Source organism: Streptomyces sp. NBC_01433, from assembly GCF_026340105.1.
Classification (GTDB): domain Bacteria; phylum Actinomycetota; class Actinomycetes; order Streptomycetales; family Streptomycetaceae; genus Streptomyces.
The window spans coordinates 261,813-281,153 of the sequence record NZ_JAPEPM010000003.1 but is presented as its reverse complement, the minus strand read 5'-3'; the positions used below and the strand labels follow the sequence as shown (position 1 = coordinate 281,153).

Sequence of the window (19,341 nt, the reverse complement as noted above, 5' to 3'; positions counted from 1 at the left end):
TGTCCGGCCCTCCGCATGATCATGGTTGCCCGTGGGGCCGCCCGGGGCAGCGCCCGCGCGCCCCACGGTTGTCGACCGGTCACAGTACGGCGGCGGGCGGCACCGGCACGAACGGTTTGGCCGGGCGGCGGAGAACGGCGGTTCCGGGGCCTCTCCTGGACCGCCGTCTCCTTCGCGGCGACGGTCGTTCGGCATCGAATTCCCTTCTACGAGGCAACCCTTGGCCACAGGTTTCCGTCCTCGGGGGCACAAGAGCCTCAGAGATGACCGGGGCTCCATAACGCAAGTGATGCCGAGGAGTACCACTTTGATACGGGTCCTGCACGTGGCCGGCGCCGCCGTGGCGGCGCTCGCGCTGGCCGCGACGACACTGGGATCGGCACACGCCCTGCCGACGACGGACCCACTGCGGTCCGCGCGCTCCGCGAACGCCGAGGGAAACCTTCCCCCTGGGTGGCGGTTCGCCGACAGCGGCGCCGGGAAGCAGCTGATCTGGACTTCGTCCGACCCGGTGCCGATGGGCGACGCACGGGTCGAGTTCTACACCGGGGACCGGCTGCTCGGGCTGCCCGTGGCGGCGAAGGACCGGCGGTCGTTCCGGCTGTCCCTGGACACCGCGCGGCTCGGCCGGGCGGAGGATCTGCGCGTGCTGGCCGCCGGACGCCGGCTGGACGAGGCGGGGAAGCGGGCGGCGTCGCGCCTCCCGCGGCTCGCCCCACCCGCGCGGCCCGCCGCCACGCTGCCCGCCGCGAAGACCGATCCCGGCCTCCCCGGCCGCTACCGCACCGCGACGGGCGAGTACGCGCTCACGTCGGTCCGCCTGCCGGGCTTCCCGGCAGCGGTCGAGATGCGGGCCCGCGTGGTCGGACCCGTCGGCGCCCCGGGCAAGCGGCCGCTGGCCCTGTTCCTGCACGGCCGTCACTACACGTGTTACAGCACGGCGGGCGACCAGGGCATCGACTGGCCCTGCAAGCCGGGCACCCGATCCGTCCCCAGCTACCAGGGCTATCGGAGCGCCCAGAAGCTCCTGGCCTCGCAGGGCTATGTCACGGTGTCCATCTCCGCCAACGGCATCAACGCGCAGGACGATCAGGCCGAGGACGGGGGTGCTCAGGCCCGCTCCTCCCTCGTGCGCCTGCACCTCGCCCGCCTGGCGGACTGGGCCGCGCACCGCGGCGCCGCTCCCGCCGCCGTACGCGCGGTCTCCCCGGCCGACCTGTCCCGGGTGCTGCTCGTGGGTCACTCCCGCGGCGGCGAGGGCGTCAATCGCGCCGCGCTCGACAGCCTCTCCCCGCCGCCCGCCGACCAGGACGGCTACCGCGGTCCGGTGCGCTGGAACATCCGCGGCAATGTGCTGATCGGGCCGACCATCTTCGGGCAGAACCCGGTTCCCGACGTGCCGTCGACGACCATCCTGCCCGGTTGCGACGGCGACGTGTCCGATCTGCAGGGCCAGATCTACGCCGACGGGACGCGCGGCGTCAGCCGCGGTGCCGCCCTGCACAGCGCGGTCTACATGACCGGCGCCAACCACAACTTCTTCAACAGCGAGTGGACCCCCGGGCAGGCGAAGGCGCCCGCCGAGGACGACTTCTCGTCCGACGACGCGGCGGACCCGGTGTGCACCCCGGGCACGAAGACCCGGCTGACCGCCTCGCAGCAGCAGACGGCCGGGGCCGCGTACATCGCCGCTTCGGCCCGGCTGTTCGTCGCGGGTGACGACCGGGCCCGACCGCTGTTGGACGGCTCCGGCGTACGCATGCCCTCGGCCGACCCCGCGCGGGTGCTGACCAACGCCGTCGGCGCGCACCGCACGCCTGCCTTCCTGCCCGGCCCGTCCGTCTCCGTCCGCGGCGGGCGGCTGTGCGCGGCGGTGGACTCCGACCCGGCGCGCGCCTGCCTCCCCTCCGACGTGGCCGGGGCATCGCCCCACTTCGCCGCCTGGGAGGCCCCGGCGGAACCCGGACGCGACGCGGTGTCGATGACCTGGTCCAAGGCCGGATCACCGGTCCGGATCCGTTCCGCGCGCCCGGTCTCGTTGTCGGGAGCCGAGGCGCTGACGCTTCGGGTGATCGTGCCGCCCAACACCACCGGCACCCAGCTGGACGTCGCCGTCGTCGACGCCTCGGGCCGCCGCGCGGCGCTGGGCCGGGTCCGTGTCGACGGGCTGCCGGGCAGTGACCGGACCGCCTCCTACTGGGGACGTGAGATCCGGGTGCCGCTGTCCGCGGCCCGTCCCGGTCTCGACCTGAAGCGGGTGACCTCCCTGGAGCTCACCCCGCGCTCCGGCTCCGGCCGGGCGTGGCTGGTGGATGCCTGGGGCTGGCGCCCCGGCACTCCGGCCGTGAAGCCCGCGGCCATGCCCCGCGTCGATGTCGGCCGGCTGACGGTCAAGGAGGGCGACTCCGGCGTACGGCACTACCGCGTGCCCGTGCGCGTGGTGGGGAAGGGCAGCGGCCAGGTCCGGCTGTTCGTCCCCGAGCCGGAGACGGGCAAGGTCACGTACCGCACGGTGACCGTGCGCGCCGGAACCCATGCCGTCGACGTGCCGGTCGAGGTGCGGGGCAACACCCGCTACAGCTTCGGCACGTCGCAGGAGGCGTACGTCAAGGCGGTGCACGGCGCGGTGGTCGGCTCCCACCGCGGCGGGGTGACGACGCTCGACGACGACCCGATGCCCAAGGTGACCGTGACGCCCGTCGCGGACCGCGTCACCGAAGGACGGCCGCTGGTATGGCGGATGACGCTGTCGGAGGCCGCCGACGTGGACATCTCCGGCATGCTCTCCATCCTCCCGGTCACCGGGGGTCCGGAGCTGTCCACCATGGACGTCGACCCGGAGTGGCTCGACTACAACTTCAGCCAGTTGCCCGCCCCGGCCAGAGCTCTGTCCGGCATCGAGGAAGAGCCGTCGGTGTACGCCGACGTGCCGGCGGGGGCGCTGAGCTCCGAGGTGAGCGTGCCCACCGTCACGGACGGGGAGATCGAACCCGATGAGTTCCTGAAGCTCCAGTTGATCACCTACGACGACCAGTGGGAGCCCCAGGAGGGGCCCGTGGTCACCGGCACGGTGACCGCCAACCCGTAACCCCGGGAGGCGGATTACCGCAGGTCGACCCTGGGCAGGCCCCCTTGCGAGGGGGTTGCCCAGGGTCGCCCCGTTCCCGCCCGAACGGAAAACCCCTGGTCCGCAGTGCCACCGCCGGGCAAGCCGCCGCGGGCTCCGACACCGGTGATGGATCCTGACTCCGCCCACGCCCTGGCAGGGCGGGCAGCACTTCGATGTGACCGGGCCGCGAGTAGACGAGCATTTCGATCATCGCGGCGGGTGTGCCGAAGTTGGCGTCGATCTGGAAGATGCCGCGTCCCTTCTCCACCTCGTGGATGTCGAAGAGGTTGGATGCGGTGCCGTTGCCACCGCCCGTCGAGGGGCGGAGGTTGTCCACGATCAACCGGTAGGCGCTGTCGGCGTCCTTCAGTCTGGCCCAGCACAGGCCGCGCCAGGCGTTGGTCCAGCCGAAGCTTTCCGCGCCGCGGGCGGTCAGCGGGGCGCGGGCGCCAGATACAGCCGTTCCCGCAGCGCAACGGTCCAGCCCGCGATCCTCCCGCTGGAGTTGCGGTAGCGGTTGCGGGGGTCGTTGAAGAGGGTGCGGGTGAGTTCGGTCCACGACGGCAGTTGGGCGAGGCAGTAGTCGGTGAAGGCGTCGAAGCTGTCGGGCAGGGCGGCCCGGTCGGCCATCCAGTAGTTCACCTTGAGGTTGATGTCGGTGTGGTAATCACCCATCCGGTCCGGGTCGTTGCCGTCCAGCCACAGGCCCTGGAGGTTCAGCGGGAGGCTGCCGCGGGATCCGGCGATCGTCAGATAGCGGCCGTACTGGAGATAGGCGGCTTCCAGTTCCGGGTCGGAGGTGCCCTCGGTGTGGCGGGCCTTTATCCGTTCCCGGGTGTCCATGGCGCGCTGCTGGGCGGTCGAGTCGCCCAGGGAGAGGTCCATGCGGGCGAACCGCTCGCGGTGGTCGGCGGAATGGGTGCGCAGCAGGGTATCCGCCGTGTGCCCGGCGGCGTCGAGGACCTTGGTACGGCCACCACCCGCCGCAGCGGGGCGCCGCTGTTCATTCCGACGCCGATGGCACCGGCGACCCTCCCGGTACGGGGCGGCCTCGGGCCCTCCTCGGAGCGCGCGCGTCAGGCGTTGGGGTCGAAGGAGATGCCGGCCGGTTTGGCCTTTTCGAGGTGGTAATTGAAATTGCCGTCCTTGAGACCGAAGACAGCGCTGCCGAAGTCGGCCTGCGACAGCTTGTCCCGAAGGCCCGCGGGATAGCCGTTCCAGCCGACGAGGCTGGGGAACTGCCAGCTGTGGTGATGGTTCTCCGGCGGCTCGTCGTTGGAGCCGGCCGGTCGGAAACAGTGCGTGCTCACACCGTCCTTGTGGTACACGACCTTGGGATGCGTGCCGTCCCACCGGATCTGGTCACTGCCGTAAATGTCGAAATTTCCGTGGGCGGAGGTGGATACGTACCGTGCCTCGTTGTTCTGTACCCACACCACGACGTGTTCCCAGTCGTGGCGGTGCCCGCCGAGACCGCTGCCCGCCACAGCCTGGTCCTTTTCGAAGTAGAGGCCGTACATGATGGCGCACCAGCCGTTGTTGCACTTGTAGCGCGCGTACCCGTTGGTGTTGTCCAGATCCCCGGCGTCGTGGCAACTCCCGTTGACGGCTCCGGTGGTGTTGAGACCGGGAGCGATGGTTCCGTCGGTGCCGATGGCAGGGGTGGGATAGCAGCCGTCCCCGTCGTAGTCGAAGGCGGGCTGGAAGGTCTGCTCCAGCCCGTCCGCCTGGGCGGGCAGGGCGCTGGGCGGGGCGGCGAAGGCGCTGCCCGCGGAGGCGACGATCAGCATGACCGCGCTGCCGAGGACGAGAGACGCCTTGCGGATCCTTGCTCTGTGCTTCACTGCTGCCTCCTGGTCGGCGCGCGTCGGGCGACACGTCGAGTGGCATGCCCATGACAACGTTGCCGAAACCTCGCGTCCCCGACCCGTCCAACCCGCGGACCCGGTGCGCGGGCCGCCCCCCCGAGCCGGCCCGGTCGTACCGGGCGGGCGGAACCTGCACCGAGACCTTCAACACCGGAGTGTCCGGCCCCGCCCTCGGCACCGGACAGGGGCTGTTGACCAACCCGGCAGCAGGCGGCTCGGTCTCCTTCCGCGCCGACGGCATCGACCGGAAGAGTGCCACGTTCTCGCAGACCGTCATCGACGCCTACCGCACGAAGTGACGCACCGGGCGCGCGTCTCTCCCACGGGTGGTGCGCGCCCGGTTGGGTGTGGGGACAGCCGGCCCCCAGGTCAGACCGACTCCGCGTCGAAGGCGGTGAACATGTCGACCAGTGGCTGCGGTGCGCTGTCGTTGAAGATGACCTCAAGCGCTTGGGCGGACTCGCGCGCGATTCCTTCGCTGCGGGGGAAGAGGATCGCCTCGTACGCCGCCAGAGCCGCCTCGGGATCTCCGGGATGCTCGACCAGGCACCGGCCGAGGTCCGCGCCGTCGATCATGGCGAGGTTGGCGCCCTCGCCGGCGAACGGGGACATCAGGTGTGCCGCGTCGCCCAGCAGCGTGACGCCCGGCACCCGCGTCCAGCGATGGCCGACGGGCAGGGCGTGGATCAGCCGAGGGACCAGCGGGCCGTCCGCGTCGGTGATGAGTCCGCGCAGCTCGGGTGCCCAGTCGGTGAACTGCCGCAGCAGAGCGGACTTGGCTGAATCCGTGTCGTTGAAGTCCAGCGTGGAGAGCCAGTCCTCCGCGGTCCGGAGCGCCGTGTAGATGTGCAGGCTGCCGTCGGTCTCCCGGTGGCCGAGGAAGCCCTTGTGGTCGCCGAGGGCGAAGAACATGCCGCCACCGAGCAGTCGCGCGGACTCGGGGTGGCGGGCATCGGCCTCCAGGAGGTCGAGTTCGATGAAGGCGATCCCCGAGTACGCGGGTGTGGCGCCGGACAGCAGCGGCCGTACGCGGGACCATGCGCCGTCGGCGCCGATCAGCAGGCCGGTGGTGAAGACCGTGCCGTCGGCGAGGGTGACTTCGTGTCGTCCGTCGGGCAGCGGCCGGGTGTGCGTGACCTTGCTGCCCCAACGGACGGTGTCGTCCGGCAGGGAGCCGAGAAGCAGGTCGCGCAGGTCCCCGCGGTCGATCTCCGGCCGTCCGCCCGTCCCGTCGTCGGTTGTCTCCAGCAGGACACGGGCGTGCCGGTCCAGGACGCGCATCGCCTCGCCGCCGGGGTGGATCTTGGTGAGGAACCGCTCGTGCAACCGAGCGGCGTGCAGGGCGGCCTGTCCGGTCTCCTGGTGGATGTCGAGCATGCCGCCCTGAGTGCGGGCGTCCGGGGAGGTTTCGAGGTCGAGGACGGTGGCCGCGATGCCGTTGACATGCAGGACGCGGGCGAGCGTGAGGCCGCCGAGTCCGGCGCCGACGACGGCAATGGGGTAGTGGGGTGTGGTGCTCGTGGAGGTGCTCATGGACGTGCTCTCCTTCGGTCCGGGGGCGGAAAGCCGCAGGCGGACAGGGGTGTCATGGTGTCTTCCGCGGGGTGACACGGGTGCCGTTGATCACCGCGCGGAAGATCCAGGCGAGGCGCTGTCCCGGGGTGCCGGAGACGAGGTCGTTGCCGAGCGTGGCGATGCGCGGGTGCGTGTCGGAGGAGGCTTCGCGCAGTGCGGCGACCAGGGCGTCGTGCTCTTCCGCCGCGTCGGCGGACTGATCACGGCCCGATTGCTCGGCGGCGGTGGCGGTCGCCACCTGGAGGAGCACGTCCACGCCCCAGGCGGCCTGCCCATCGGGCACCTGACCTTGATGGAGGAGCGAGAGAACGGCTTCCACCAGGGCCAGGTAGTGGGGGCCCGAGGGCCGGGCGACCAGGGCGGAATGGGCCAGGCTGGGGTTCCGGAACAGGATGTGCGTATAGGACTCCAGCAGCAGCGTCAGCCGCCCGCGCCAGTCTCCCTCGCCGTCCACCGGGGAAAGATCGACGGCGCCGAGGAGTTCCTCCAGGATCGCCGCGTGCAGCTCGGCCGTGTTGGCCACGTACACGTACAGCGAGGCGGGTCCGGTGTCCAGTTCCTGGGCGAGCCGGCGCATCGTGACGCGCTGCAGTCCCTCGGTCTCCATCAGGTGGACCGCGGTGGCGACGATGCCCTCGTAGGTGAGTGCGGGCTTGGCGGGCCGCTCACGACGGCTGCGGGGCACGGGGGTTCTCGAAGGCATGCGAACAGCGTACCGAACATGTTCGGTACGAACAAGTTCGTGGCTGATATCCACCTGCCCATCGGGGTAACGGGCCGCTTGTATGGAACACGACAGCGTTCCGGCGCCGTCCAGAGCAGTTCGATCCTCAGCGGGCCGCACAAAAACCCGCCACTACCGACCGAAGGGCTCCGCATGCACCCCGACCACGTGACCGCCACCCCGCCCCCCGCACCGGGCGAGCCGACGCACAGCCCGGGGACGGAGCTGCGGGATACGCCGGGCAAGGGAGCGGGGGTCTTCGCCACCCACGCGTTCCGGGTCGGGGAGGTGGTTCTGGCCGGTGCGATCAAGGCCGAACTCGACCGCAATGATGCCCACGCCTCACAGATCGGTCCGGACCGGTTCATCCGGCACGCCGGACTGATGCCCCGCGTCAACCACTCGTGCGATCCGAACTGCGGAGTCCAGGTCAACGGCTCCGGCGCCCACGACCTCGTCGCCCGTTTCCCGGTTCACGTCGGGCAGGAGATCACCTTCGACTACGCCATGCGGAACCACACCGTCCAGCACTTCCCGCCTCGCTGCCAGTGCGGATCCCGGCTGTGCCGCGGCCGGATCACCGGCTGGCAGGACCTCCCGGCCGATCGCAGGCACGCCTACCACGGCTACGTCGCCCCCTATCTCCTCCACATACCGCAGGCACCGCAGCCCCGGTAACCGACCGAACCGAACGCGGACTGAACAGCGGGACAGCGGGACAGCGGGACAGCGTTGGTGCCGGCTCACCACTGGTTCACGGTGTCCGGGTCGGGTCCGATCCGGGCACCGTTGTCCAGGGTGGCGATGTCCCGCAGGTCCCGCGGGCTGAGCGCGAAGTCGAAGACACCCATGTTCTCCCTGATCCGGGAGTGGGTCACGGACCTGGGAACCACCGTGTTCCCGAGCTGGAGATGCCAGCGGAGGACGACCTGGGCCGGTGACTTCCCCTTCTCCTCGGCGATCCGGGCGAGAAGGGGTTCGGCGAGCAGCTTCCGCCCCTGGGCGAGCGGGCTCCACGCCTCCGTGGCCATGGACCGCTCGGCGGCGTACGTGCGCATGGCGCGCTGCGGAAAGTAGGGGTGAAGCTCGATCTGGTTGAGGGCCGGCACGATGCCGGTCTCCGCCAGCAGCCTGTCCAGGGTCGCGGCGGTGAAGTTGGAGACGCCGATCGCCTTCGCGCGCCCCTCGGCGTAGATCCGTTCCAGCGCTCTGTACGACTCGACGTACGCGTTGCGCCGAGGGGTGGGCCAGTGGATCAGGTAGAGGTCGATGTAGTCCGTGCCCAAGCGCCGGATGCTCGCGTCGAACGCGTGGAGTGCGGCGTCGTATCCGTGGTCGGCGTTCCAGAGTTTGGTGGTGAGGAACACGTCCTGCCGCGGGATCCCCGTGTCTCGGACCGCGCGGCCGACACCCTCCTCGTTGTCGTAGACGCGGGCGGTGTCAATGCGGCGGTAGCCGCACTCAAGGGCGTGGGTGACGGCGGTGTACGCCTGGTCGTCCGTCAGCGGCCAGACACCGAGGCCGACCCGCGGCATGGAGATGCCGTTGTTGAGGGTGAGGCGCTGCATACGGGAGCCTTCCGATCCGTGGGTACGGGGACGGGCATGGGCACGGGCACGGCACGGGTGTCGATGGGGCGCTCGCGGTGGACGGCTCACCAGGTCACAGGGAGCGAACGAGGTGCCCGGGTCTTCAGGCCGGTCTTCCACTCGGGCGGGGCCGCCGCGCGCAGGCCAGGGAATCGGCGTACGAGTCCGGCCAGGGCCTCCTGGAGCTGGACGCGGGCAATCTGCGCTCCGACACAGTGGTGGACACCGTGGCCGAAGCCCATGTGCGGATTGCGGTCACGGTCGAAGTCGAGCAGAGCGGGGTTCTCGAAGACGCTCTCGTCGTGATTGGCGGACGAGTTGACGGCCATGACCGCGTCGCCCTCGGCGATGATGTTCCCGCCGAGTTCCACTTCTTCGGTGGCGACGCGCAGGTTCGCCTGAACATTCGTCTGGGCGTACCGCAGCAGCTCCTCCACCGCTTGGGGAATGGTGTCGGGCTCGCGCCGGAGCCGCTCGTACCGCTGGGGTTCGTCCAGCAGGAGGTGTGCCATGCCGGCCAGCCGGTCGGCGGTGGTGCCGTACCCTCCGGCGAGCAGCACGAGGCTGAAGGAGATCAGCTCGTCCTGGCTGAGCCGATCGTCCTCGTCGCGGGCGGAGATCAGGGTGCTCAGGAGGTCGTCGCCGGGGTGGCGGCGTTTGGCGGCGACGAGTGCGCTCAGGTAGCCGGTCATCTCTCCGACAGCGGCAGTGACCTCGGTGTCGGAGCTGGCCGTGAGGTTGCGCAGCCTGTCGCACCAGGTGTCGAGCCGGTCGCCGTCCTGCCGCGGGACGCCCAGCAGGTCGCAGATGACGGCCAGTGGCAAGGGGCGTGCGAACAGCGCCACCAGATCGGCGGGGCGGTCGTGGGCGGCGAGCCCGCTGAGGAGTTCTTCGACCAGCAGGGCCACGTCCCGCCGCATGGCCTCGGCGCGGCGGACGGTGAAGGCCGGGGCGACCAGCTTGCGCAGCCGGCTGTGCTCCGGTGGGTCCGCGGCGAGTATCGAGTCGGGCAGGGTGGGCACACGCGCGATACGCGGCCCTGATCCCTGGGTGGCACGTCTGCGGCTGAAACGCGGATCGGCAAGTACGGTGCGCACGTCGGCGTATCGGGTGACCAGCCAGGCCGGATCGCCGCTGGGCAGCTGGATTCGGGCGCAGGGCGCCTCGCGGCGCAGGTGGGCGAACTCCGGGAGCGGGCCGAGGCCGTCGTGATGGGGGAAGGGGAAGTCCACGGTGTGAGGGGGCGGTTCGGGGTCCGCGTAGGTCACGAGTGCTCCAGGGATGGTGTTCGGCCGCCCGGTCGCGGCCTTTCGCCCGCCGCCGGGTGGAGGCAGCGTCGGCTGACGGGTACGCGGGCGATCGGCGCGGGTGGTTGGGTACGGGGCGGGGCGGGGGCGGCGGGGGTGTCAGCGGAGCTCGTAGGCGGAGACGTGGTACGTGCTGTCCGGGGCGAGCGGGCCGCCTCGCCAGGAACCCAGGCGCTGTCGCAGCCGAAGTCCGGCGCGCTCGGCCATGAGATCGAGTTCGCCCGGTGAGGCGTAGCGGAAGCGGACCCTGAGGTGACGGGTGCGGTCCGCCTCGTGGATGAGGTAGTGCGACTGGTACGTCTGGGTCGAGGGATCGATCCTGCGGTGGCAGAGGATGAGGTGCTCGTCGGTCTCGGACACCACCTCGGGTACGCCCGATGCCGCGGCCACGGCGAGGGCTTCGGGCAGATGCGCGTCGAGGACGAAGACGCCGGTGGGTTCGAGGTGGGTGGCCACGGCCGTCAGACAGCGCTGTTGGGCGTCGCGTCCCGCGAGTTCGAAGAACGTGCCTCCGACGACATGGACGAGGGAGTACGTGTCGGCGACCGGCAGGTCGGCGAAGTCGCCCAACGTGACGTGGACGCGGTCGCCGCCGGGTTTTGAGCGGAGCCGTGCCACCATCGCCGCCGACGCCTCGACACCGTGGACGTCCAGGCCGCGCGCTGCCAGGGGCAACGCGACTCTCCCGGTGCCGATGCCGAGTTCGAGGACGGGGCCGTCACCGGCGAGCGAGGCGAGGGTGTCGACGGTCGCCGCGGTGATGCCCGGCTTGCCGAACCAGCGGTCGTAGTCGTCGGCGTGGAGGTCGGCGTATCCCTGGGATGGGGCCGAAGGTTGTGCCGGAGCGTTGCCTGGGCCGCCCGCGTTGCCTGGGGCACCGTCTGCCGCCGCCGTGGGCGTGGGTGCGGGGTGGTCGTGGAACGTGGACATGGTCGGGGTCTCCTCGGCCTGCGGTCGGTTCGGTCCCCGCGGCGCGGGCCGGACCGCGTGGATGGGGGTGAGGGCGCGGGCGTTGCGAGCGCCCGCCGGTCAGCCGAAGGGGTGCGGGCCCGGAGCGGCCGGAAGGTGGCGTTCGTCGTCCGGACCGGTGGGCAGGGCGTGGGCGCCGGGGGCCACGACGCGCACCACGGCGGAGCCCAGACCCCGCGCCGGTTCGCACGTCGTATCCACCAGGATGAGGTCCTGGCCGGTGTGGGTGGACAGCACGGCGGTGCCGGAAGGTTCGGCGACGGTGTGTGATCCGCTTCCGGAGCGGTCCGGGCCGGTGCGCGATCCGGGTCCGGAGCGGTCCGGGCCGGCCGATGGCGGTGGGATTTCCCGGGGCGTCACCGGGGGTCGTTCCGTCCACAGGCGCAGGCTGTCCTGCCGGTGGTAGGCCCAGAGCGCGTGCTTGACGGCGGAGTCCGGGGCGTCGCGGCCCTGCCAGCGCGTCCAGGTGTCGTCGGCCACCGGGGTGTGCACGCTCCAGCGCACCATGAGTGCCTCGTACGCGGCCTTCTCGATCAACGGGGCGATCCCCTGGCCGTCCGGGCCGCAGCGGGCCCCGAACGTCTGCCGGGTCCCGTCCGGTGCGTGCAGGCATACGGCGACGCATCGTGATCCGACGGGTGCCGGGAGGTCGAGCACCGTCGCCGTCACGCCGATTCCGTCCAGGAGGTTCGCCAGCGGTCCCGGGAGCTCACCTGCGGGAATCACCTCGGGAGCGCGGGAGAGTCCGTACCAGCTCCGGCGGATGAGGTCGCGTTCGAGAACCTCCCACGCGGCGTGCTGGACGGCGGCCTCCGGGTCGGGATGTGTCGCGAGACCGGTGGACCCGGCGCCGGGACCGGGGTCGCAGCCGACCGGCGGCCGGTGGTGCAGAAAGACGGCACCGGCCGGTACGTGCGTGTCCGCACCGGTGCGCAGGGAGCGGCCGCGTACCCAGAGCCGACGGGCGTGGCGGGAGTCGTCCGGGGTACCGGCCGGGCCTCCGGGCATCAGGTCCGCGGGATCCAGGGCGGGTATCCCCTTGCGGCGCAGTTCGCCATGGGTCGCCACGATCCCCGCGTCCGACTCGGCGTCGCGGCCCGCGAGAATGTTGCTCACGCGTTCGAGGAGTTCGCCGCGGGCGCTCGCGACGACGCGTGGTGGACGGTGACCGGCGGCGCTGCCCACCACGATGGGCCGGTTACCGGCGGCGCAGACGGGATCGAACTGCGGCGAGCGTGCCGCGACCCGCGCGAAAACGACCTCCGGCCAGGCGGCGTAGGGGGTGAACACCTGTGGTTCCCACGGAGAAGCGGACATCAGGCACGCACCCGGACCACCTCGGCGGCATCCTTCAGGACCGCCTCACCATGGTCGGTGAGCGCTTCGGTGTGTCCCGTCATGATGTGTACGGCATCGGCGGCGGAGCGGGCGAGATCGTCGTGGCGTGCCCGCGCGGCCGCGGTCGTACGGGTGTCCGCCGAGGTCTCCCCGAGCAGGCGCCGGTACAGCAGGACGCTCCGGGCCAGGACCACCATCTGCTGGAAAAGCCCGGTGAGCGGACGCGGGTCGAGGCGGAGCGGGGTGGTGACCAGTGGACCGCCGTTCGCCGCGGGCCGCAGGAACGGCTCCGCCGCCACGGAGGCGGCGTTGCACCGGGTGTGGGTGCCCTCGTGGACGAGTGCCTCGGCGAGCCGGACGGTTCCGGGGAGTCCGACGGTGTCCGGTCGCAGCCGGTCGCGCCGGATGAACACGGCGCCATGGACCGCGAAATCCGTGAAACCGTCCAGTGCGGGTCCGTCCAGCAGGACTGTCTGGAGAAGGATTTCCTTCAGTTCGGCATACGCGCCCGGCCAGGTGTCGGCGAGGAGGGCGATCGTCCCGCGGATCACCTCCGTATCCCCTTCGCGCCACGCGACGACTGCCGAGCCGCTTCGGGCGCCTGAGTCGGCGTCGGTGCGGGGGACGGCCTTCAGCGCGCGGGCGACGCTGCGTTCGAGGTGGGGTTGGGGCGCGGCGAGCCCGACCGGCCAGGGAAGGCCGGACGGTGGCGTGTCCGCGATGCCCGACCGGGCACGGTCGAGCATGCCCGAGAGGCGCGCGAGGTGTTCCGGGCCCGGAGGTCCCTTTCGCAGGACGCTTTGAGCGATGTGCGCGGCCTCGACGACCGCGGGGTGCACGGCCTCTTCCGGGGTGACGTCCAGCCCGGCTCGTTCCAGGGCCGACCGGGTCATGCGCGCCAGTGCGGAACGTTCTTCAGCGCTTCGGCGTGCGTCGGGCTCCACTCGCACCGCGGGTACCTCCGTGTCGCCGTTGGGGGACGGCGGGCCTTGAACGGCCCGCCGTCCGAGGTGACTTGCCGTCAGCTGGGCACGTCGATCATCAGTGCCAGCTCGGGCAGTTCCTCTTCGGGGACCTGCTCGATTTCCTCGTGCATATCGATCTCCCTTCGGCGACCGGCTCCACCGACGTCCGACGGGGAGTCCCGGCGGCGCCAAGGTACGCACGGCACCGACGTGATCACAAGGTGCGGTCGGATCGTCACGCTGAGGACGGAGAGGGCGGGAGGCCGACCCGGAAGAGCCCCGCCCAGGACATTCCCGGCCCGTCACGTCCAGCCCGGCAACGGCAGTCGCGCATCGGCTACGGCCTGCGGTTCTCGTTCCTCCGTCGACAGCGTTTCCACCCACGGGAGTTGGCCGCGCGCCGGGTCGGGCCACGGGACGAGGACCGGCCTGTCCGGCAGGGCAACCGGCGCAGTCCAGCCACTCTCTGTCCGGAAGAGGGGAGGCCGCTCCGGCTCGTTTCGCTGGGACGAGGCTCAAAGGTGGCCCGCTGAGGCGCGGGGCATGTTCGGCGCGGGTGTCCCCGGCCGACGGCACCGAGGTCGGGGGCGGGCCGTCGTCCGCCGGAGGCCCGTTGGCCCCGCTCCCGCGTGCACGGCGCCGCGGGTTTCCTCCGGGGGTGTCCCGCCGGGCGTGTCCCGCGAGCGCGAATCAGACCGTGGGAAAGGCTGAAATGCCGCTCTTGGAACGCTGACCGGCACCCGCGATGATGACCTCGCCCGACCGGCGGCCGTGGCCGCGCCCGCGGCGTTTCCTCGCACCCGACCCGATCAGATCGGGGTGCGGGGCCCGGGGCGTGCGACCGCGCGTCGAAGAGGGAGGTAGGGACCGACAACGCCGTGGGAGGACCGGCAGAGGCCCTCACTCACTGTCCACTCGTCGCGGCCACACGAGGAGATGCCAGTGGATCCGACAGACCCCGCCACAGACCCCGCACTTCACCGCAGCCCCGCCGCGGACGGCGCGCTTCACCGCGCCCCCGCGCAACGTCGCGACGCCGGCGCGGACCGCGCGCTTCACCGCGTCCCCGCCGTAAACCCCGCGCTTCGCCGCGACACCGCCACAGACCGCCGTCGGTCGCCCGCATCATCGGACCCGCAGGAGTAGGCACCATGCGCATCAGCTACCTGCATGGCGGCAGCATCCCCTCCCTCTTCGCCAATGGCGTCCACGTCATGCGCATGTGCGACGCCTTCGCCGCGGCCGGACACGACGTCACCCTCTACTCCATGCCCGGCTCGGACCCGGCCGAGGACCCGTACACCTACTACGGCGTCAGTAACCACTTCCCGATCCGCCTCGTCCCCGCCCCCGACCACACACCCAGCGGATACTGGCGGCGCGCGGACACGATCCGCCACATGGTGGCCCGCGGCCCCCTCCCGGACATCGTCTACGGGCGCGACCCCTACGCCCTGTCCGTCCTCTCCGATCTGGCGCCCTTCGTGTACGAGGTCCACCAACTGCGCAAGGACCTGGTTCCGGTGGGGACCGAGAGGAAACTGCTCGGCAAGCCCGGTCTGGCCCGCGTCGTCACCATCACGCATGCCCTCGCGGGCGATCTGCGGAAGAAGTACGAAGACCTGGGCACCTTGCCGATCCTCGTGGCACCCGACTGCGCCGACCCTCCCGGTCCCAACGCGACGACGGAGGCGCCGCAGCTGCCGGGCCGCCCGGACGTACCGCGCGTCGGCTATGTGGGGCACCTGTACGACGGACGCGGCATCGGCCTCGTCCTCGATCTCGCGGACCGCTTTCCCGGTCTCGACTTCCACCTGGTCGGGGGCACGGCCGAGGACCGGGCCCGCTGGGAAAAGACCTGCCGGGCCTCCCATGTGTACTTCCACGGGCACCGGCCGCCATCCACGCTCCCGGCCTACTACGGCCTCTTCGACATCGTCCTCGCCCCCTACGAGACCAAGGTCTACACCTGGGGCCGACTCGACGAGACCGGGCGCTGGGCCTCCCCCATGAAGGTGTTCGAGTACATGTCCCACGGGCTGCCGATGATCGCCTCCGATCTCCCGGTTCTGCGCGAAGTCCTCCAGGACCGGGTCAATTGCCTGCTCCGCCCGCCCGAGGATCCGGCGGCGTGGGCGGAAGCCCTCGGCGAGCTCGTCGCCGACGGGGCCCTGCGGCGCAGTCTCGGCGACGAGGCCCGGCGTCAGGTCCTGGAGCGCTACACCTGGCGCCGGCGGGCCGATGACGTCCTCGCGGACATCGGCCCCCCGGCCCGCCCCGGGACCGGGGAGACCGGGCTCCCGAAGTGACGGCGCCTGGTGCCGCGCGGAGCTGGGGCGACGCCGCCGCGCTCCCCGGTACCGCCGCGCGCGGCGAGGCTCCGCTGCCCGCCGGGGCGGCGGTGGACGGATATCCCGCACGGCCGAACGTTCGGGCCGGGGAGGTCCTGCGGTTCCATGTCTCGACCCGCGCGGACCGGTTCCGGGCCGACTTCTACCGCTGCGGCGCTCGCCCCCGTCTCATGGGCAGTACCGCGGGACCGGGCCGGTACGCGCCCCCCGGCCGCCATGACGCGGACTGGCACTGGCCCGGCCATGACTTCGCCGTTCCCGGGGACTGGCCCTCAGGGGTGTACGTCGCGGTGTTCAGCGCCGGCACCGCCCGGCCCGCCGTCCCGCCGCCGGCCGGGGCCGCGGACCTGGACGCCCGGCACTCCCGGATGCTCTTCGTGGTGACGGCACGCGAACCCGCACGCCACACGCGCATCCTGTACAAGGTGCCCGTCTTCACCTATCACGCGTACAACCGGAGCGGCGGCGCCAGCATGTACGGGGCGCTCCCCCACGACGAGGCGTACCGCACCGTCACTCTGCGCCGCCCCGGAGGCGGAATCGGCGGCCCCGTGAAGGGGCTGCCCGACGCCCACGATCCGCGGACGCCGCGGCAGACCTTCGCCCACTGGGACGCTCCCTTCATCTCCTGGCTGGAGGCCTCAGGGCACACCGTCGACTACTGCACCGACCTCGACCTCGACGAAAGCCCCCAACACGCCTATGGATACCGGCTTTTGCTTTCCGCGGGACACGACGAGTACTGGAGTGCGCGCACCCGTCGGCACATCACCGCCTTCCGTGACCAGGGGGGCAATATCGCTATCTTCGGGGCCAACACCTGCTGGTGGCGGGTCACGCCGACCGCCGACGGCACGGCCATCAGATGTGCCAAATACCCGCCCGGAGTCCCCCAGGGCTCCGAATCCGACCGGATGCGGGGCGCCCCCGACCACTGGTGGGAGGGTGAACCCGAGAACTCCCTCATCGGTGTCAGCTACCGCAACGGCGGCGGCCACTGGGAAGGCCCTCGCGAACCCCTGGGATTCACGCTCCAGCACACCGGCCACCCCGTCTTCGCGGGCACCGGACTGAGCGACGGCGACGTCCTCGGCGAGGAACACGCCCTTGTGGGCTACGAATGCGACGGAGCCGCCCACCGGCGCGACGCCCTCGGACGGGCGGTCGCGACCGGCACGGACGGCACGCCCGCCGACTTCACCATCCTGGGCGCGGCCGACCTCCCCACGGCCCCGGGCTCCGGCTGGAACACCGCTGTCCGGGAGGACACCGACCCGGGCAGGGCGGCGACCTTCGGCCTCTACACCAGGGGCGGCACGGTCTTCAACGCGGCCACCACCGACTGGGCGCGGCTGCTGGCCCTTGACCCGCTGGTGGACACCATCACCCGCAACGTCATCAGCCTGCTCCGCCGAGGCGGGGCGGGGCCGCACCGAGGAGCGCGCACTCCTTGATGTTCGCGAGCCGGTCTCCGCGCCGACAACTCGGCCCACCGTACGGGCCGACGGCTCAACAGCTCGACGGCTCGACGGCTCGACGGCTCCAATATCGACGTTCTCTTGACCCTCAGACCAGGAGTGGTGGGCATGAAGATGGTGATCACCGGGGGCGCCGGATTCATCGGCAGCAACCTCGCACACACGCTGACGCGGCGACCCGAGGTGTCCGAAGTCCGGGTCGTGGACGATCTGTCCACCGGGTTCAAGGAGAACCTCCGCGGCCTGGACGTGCACTTCACCGAGGGCAGCGTCCTCGACGGCGCCCTCCTGGACCGGGTGTTCCGGGGCGTGGACACGATCGTGCATCTGGCCGCGCTCCCCTCCGTGCCCAGGTCGGTGGCCGATCCGATCGCCAGTCACCACGCCAACGCCACCGGCACCCTCTGCGTACTGGAAGCCGCCCGGCGCGCGGGCGGGGTGCAGGTGATCGCCTCTTCCTCGTCCTCCGTCTACGGCGCCAATCCGCAGCTGCCCAAGCATGAGGGGCTGCGCACCGCCCCGCTCAGTCCGTACGCCGTGAGCAAGCTGGCTTCCGAGGCGTATCTGGGAGCGTTCCACCACTGCTACGGCCTACCGGTGCTTCCGTTCCGCTTCTTCAACGTCTACGGGCCCGGACAGCCCGCCGGGCACGCGTACGCCGCGGTGGTGCCCGCCTGGATCAGCGCGATGGCGGCCGGTCAACCCGTCCTCGTGCACGGCGACGGTCACCAGACCCGCGATTTCACCTACGTCGAAACCGTCTGCCGGGTCCTCACCCGGGCAGCCCTGCGAGGAGCCGTCTCCGCCGAGCCGGTCAACCTCGCCTACGGCACCCGGACCTCGCTCCTGGAGCTGATCACCGAGCTGGAGTCCGTACTGGGCAAACCCCTCACCCCCCAATACCTCCCTGCCCGTCCGGGCGACGTACGGCATTCCCACGCCGACAACGCCCGATTGCGCTCCCTCTTCCCCGAGGTCGAGCCCGTGCCTCTGCGAGAGGGGCTGGAGCGTACCGCCGAGTGGTTCCGCACCCGCGCCCAGTAGCTCACGGGCCATCCCCTCCTCCCAACTGGGCGAAGCGGGGGTCATGTTCGGGAACAGAGGCCGTGGCCTCCTACGCGGCTTTTATGTAAGGTGAGGCTAACCTAAGTAAACATCGACAACCCGACGCTCTCGCGGGCGGTCGTTGCAACTTAGGTTACCCTTACCCAACATTCCGTAGGAGGTTGCTCGTGCCTGAGCACATACCGGGCGGAAGCGGCGAGTTCGATGGCCGCACCGTCCTGGTGACCGGTGCCGCACAAGGCATCGGGGCGGCTGTCGCCGATCTGCTCGCCACCCTCGGCGCCCGGGTGGCCGCCACCGACCGCGCGCAGGACGGCATCGACGCCCTGGCCACCGCGTGGAACCGGCGACAGGCGAAGAAACCCGGGAGCGAACGCTCGGCGGGCCGGCTGGAGCCGTACGTGATGGACGTCACCGACCGGCCCTCGGTGGTGAGCACCGTGGCGCGCACCGAACGCGAACTCGGCCCCGTCGACGTGCTCGTGAACGTCGCGGGCATCCTGCGTACCGGCCCCGCGGCCGAACTCACCGCCGAGGACTGGTCGGACACCTTCGCGGTGAACGCCGGAGGTGTCTTCAACGTCTCGCAGACCGTCGCACCACTGATGGCGGGCCGGGGCAACGGCTGCATCATCACCGTCGGTTCCAACGCCGCGGGGATTCCCCGCACCGGCATGGCCGCCTACGCCGCCTCGAAGGCGGCGGCCGCCGCGTTCACCAAATGCCTGGGCCTCGAACTCGCCCGCAGCGGCGTACGGTGCAACGTCGTCGCACCCGGATCCACCGACACGGCGATGCAACGCGCCCTGTGGACCGACTCCGGCGCCGAACAGCGCGTCATCGACGGAGACCCGGCGACCTACCGCACCGGCATACCGCTGGGCCGGATCGCCGCCCCCGGGGACATCGCCGACACCGTCGCGTTCCTCGCCTCGGACCGCGCCCGGCACATCACCCTGCAGGAGCTGTACGTCGACGGCGGCGCGACCCTGCGCTGAACCGT

The 19,341-nt window shown here is 71.4% G+C and carries 16 protein-coding genes and 1 pseudogene; 7 read left to right on the top strand and 10 right to left on the bottom strand.

The genetic code is table 11. From position 1 onward, the window contains the following. Positions 1-289: 289 nt before the first annotated feature. On the top strand, positions 290-3,088 hold the full coding sequence (locus tag OG413_RS38050) for a hypothetical protein (RefSeq protein ID WP_266813716.1): 2,799 nt from the start codon (positions 290-292) through the stop codon (positions 3,086-3,088). A gap of 122 nt (positions 3,089-3,210) precedes the next feature. Here OG413_RS38050 and OG413_RS38045 read toward each other — a convergent pair. Together OG413_RS38045 and OG413_RS38040 are read right to left on the bottom strand one after the other, a co-directional pair. Next, positions 3,211-4,081: pseudogene (locus OG413_RS38045) on the bottom strand (hypothetical protein); the annotation flags it as partial. Positions 4,082-4,185: 104 nt separating this feature from the next. Next, positions 4,186-4,953: an NPP1 family protein gene (locus OG413_RS38040; RefSeq protein WP_266813715.1), complete on the bottom strand. Its 768-nt coding sequence runs from the start codon at positions 4,951-4,953 to the stop codon at positions 4,186-4,188. A 50-nt stretch (positions 4,954-5,003) separates the two neighbouring features. Between OG413_RS38040 and OG413_RS38035 the strand changes: the two genes are divergently transcribed. Beyond that, a complete protein-coding gene (locus tag OG413_RS38035; RefSeq protein ID WP_266813713.1) occupies positions 5,004-5,276 on the top strand; it encodes a hypothetical protein in 273 nt (90 codons plus the stop codon). A 70-nt stretch (positions 5,277-5,346) separates the two neighbouring features. Here the strand turns inward: OG413_RS38035 and OG413_RS38030 are convergent, their stop codons facing one another. Both OG413_RS38030 and OG413_RS38025 read right to left on the bottom strand, forming a co-directional pair. After that, positions 5,347-6,510 carry an NAD(P)/FAD-dependent oxidoreductase gene (locus OG413_RS38030; RefSeq protein ID WP_266813711.1) on the bottom strand — a complete coding sequence of 388 codons (1,164 nt, stop codon included), beginning with the start codon at positions 6,508-6,510 and terminating at the stop codon, positions 5,347-5,349. Positions 6,511-6,562: 52 nt separating this feature from the next. After that, positions 6,563-7,255, bottom strand: a complete 693-nt coding sequence (locus OG413_RS38025; RefSeq protein WP_266813709.1) for a TetR/AcrR family transcriptional regulator — start codon at positions 7,253-7,255, stop codon at positions 6,563-6,565. Positions 7,256-7,429: 174 nt separating this feature from the next. Between OG413_RS38025 and OG413_RS38020 the strand changes: the two genes are divergently transcribed. Continuing rightward, positions 7,430-7,954 carry an SET domain-containing protein-lysine N-methyltransferase gene (locus OG413_RS38020; protein ID WP_266813707.1) on the top strand — a complete coding sequence of 175 codons (525 nt, stop codon included), beginning with the start codon at positions 7,430-7,432 and terminating at the stop codon, positions 7,952-7,954. A 65-nt stretch (positions 7,955-8,019) separates the two neighbouring features. Here the strand turns inward: OG413_RS38020 and OG413_RS38015 are convergent, their stop codons facing one another. The 6 genes from OG413_RS38015 to OG413_RS37990 all read right to left on the bottom strand — a co-directional run bounded on the left by OG413_RS38015 (position 8,020) and on the right by OG413_RS37990 (position 13,650). Then, positions 8,020-8,844, bottom strand: a complete 825-nt coding sequence (locus OG413_RS38015; RefSeq protein ID WP_266813706.1) for an aldo/keto reductase — start codon at positions 8,842-8,844, stop codon at positions 8,020-8,022. 86 nt (positions 8,845-8,930) lie between these two features. Then, positions 8,931-10,133, bottom strand: a complete 1,203-nt coding sequence (locus tag OG413_RS38010; protein ID WP_266813704.1) for a cytochrome P450 — start codon at positions 10,131-10,133, stop codon at positions 8,931-8,933. Positions 10,134-10,271: 138 nt separating this feature from the next. After that, a complete protein-coding gene (locus tag OG413_RS38005) occupies positions 10,272-11,102 on the bottom strand; it encodes a class I SAM-dependent methyltransferase (RefSeq protein ID WP_266813702.1) in 831 nt (276 codons plus the stop codon). 99 nt (positions 11,103-11,201) lie between these two features. Beyond that, entirely contained in the window at positions 11,202-12,458 is a 1,257-nt protein-coding gene (locus OG413_RS38000; RefSeq protein ID WP_266813700.1) for a YcaO-like family protein, read from the bottom strand. After that, on the bottom strand, positions 12,458-13,372 hold the full coding sequence (locus tag OG413_RS37995; RefSeq protein WP_266813699.1) for an HEXXH motif-containing putative peptide modification protein: 915 nt from the start codon (positions 13,370-13,372) through the stop codon (positions 12,458-12,460). Before OG413_RS37995 ends, OG413_RS38000 begins: the two co-directional genes overlap by 1 nt. Positions 13,373-13,500: 128 nt before the next feature. Next, positions 13,501-13,650 (bottom strand): hypothetical protein, encoded by a 150-nt coding sequence (locus OG413_RS37990; protein ID WP_158074508.1) that lies wholly within the window; start codon positions 13,648-13,650, stop codon positions 13,501-13,503. Between the two features lie 945 nt (positions 13,651-14,595). Between OG413_RS37990 and OG413_RS37985 the strand changes: the two genes are divergently transcribed. The 4 genes from OG413_RS37985 to dhbA all read left to right on the top strand — a co-directional run bounded on the left by OG413_RS37985 (position 14,596) and on the right by dhbA (position 19,336). Next, on the top strand, positions 14,596-15,753 hold the full coding sequence (locus tag OG413_RS37985; RefSeq protein WP_266813696.1) for a glycosyltransferase family 4 protein: 1,158 nt from the start codon (positions 14,596-14,598) through the stop codon (positions 15,751-15,753). Next, positions 15,750-17,249 (top strand): N,N-dimethylformamidase beta subunit family domain-containing protein, encoded by a 1,500-nt coding sequence (locus tag OG413_RS37980; RefSeq protein ID WP_323137998.1) that lies wholly within the window; start codon positions 15,750-15,752, stop codon positions 17,247-17,249. Before OG413_RS37985 ends, OG413_RS37980 begins: the two co-directional genes overlap by 4 nt. A gap of 132 nt (positions 17,250-17,381) precedes the next feature. Then, on the top strand, positions 17,382-18,317 hold the full coding sequence (locus OG413_RS37975) for an NAD-dependent epimerase/dehydratase family protein (protein ID WP_266813695.1): 936 nt from the start codon (positions 17,382-17,384) through the stop codon (positions 18,315-18,317). Positions 18,318-18,505: 188 nt separating this feature from the next. Then, complete coding sequence (dhbA, locus tag OG413_RS37970; protein WP_266813693.1) at positions 18,506-19,336, top strand: 2,3-dihydro-2,3-dihydroxybenzoate dehydrogenase; 831 nt, start codon at positions 18,506-18,508, stop codon at positions 19,334-19,336. The last annotated feature ends 5 nt before the right edge of the window (positions 19,337-19,341 follow it).

What these genes read in the sequence shown, in the direction of transcription:
- OG413_RS38050 (WP_266813716.1), top strand. Translation starts at nt 290, where the DNA reads ATGCCGAGGAGTACCACTTTGATACGGGTCCTGCACGTGGCCGGCGCC.
- OG413_RS38035 (WP_266813713.1), top strand. Translation starts at nt 5,004, where the DNA reads ATGACAACGTTGCCGAAACCTCGCGTCCCCGACCCGTCCAACCCGCGG.
- OG413_RS38030 (WP_266813711.1), bottom strand. Translation starts at nt 6,510, where the DNA reads ATGAGCACCTCCACGAGCACCACACCCCACTACCCCATTGCCGTCGTC.
- OG413_RS38025 (WP_266813709.1), bottom strand. Translation starts at nt 7,255, where the DNA reads ATGCCTTCGAGAACCCCCGTGCCCCGCAGCCGTCGTGAGCGGCCCGCC.
- OG413_RS38020 (WP_266813707.1), top strand. Translation starts at nt 7,430, where the DNA reads ATGCACCCCGACCACGTGACCGCCACCCCGCCCCCCGCACCGGGCGAG.
- OG413_RS38015 (WP_266813706.1), bottom strand. Translation starts at nt 8,844, where the DNA reads ATGCAGCGCCTCACCCTCAACAACGGCATCTCCATGCCGCGGGTCGGC.
- OG413_RS38005 (WP_266813702.1), bottom strand. Translation starts at nt 11,102, where the DNA reads ATGTCCACGTTCCACGACCACCCCGCACCCACGCCCACGGCGGCGGCA.
- OG413_RS38000 (WP_266813700.1), bottom strand. Translation starts at nt 12,458, where the DNA reads ATGTCCGCTTCTCCGTGGGAACCACAGGTGTTCACCCCCTACGCCGCC.
- OG413_RS37995 (WP_266813699.1), bottom strand. Translation starts at nt 13,372, where the DNA reads ATGACCCGGTCGGCCCTGGAACGAGCCGGGCTGGACGTCACCCCGGAA.
- OG413_RS37985 (WP_266813696.1), top strand. Translation starts at nt 14,596, where the DNA reads ATGCGCATCAGCTACCTGCATGGCGGCAGCATCCCCTCCCTCTTCGCC.
- OG413_RS37975 (WP_266813695.1), top strand. Translation starts at nt 17,382, where the DNA reads ATGAAGATGGTGATCACCGGGGGCGCCGGATTCATCGGCAGCAACCTC.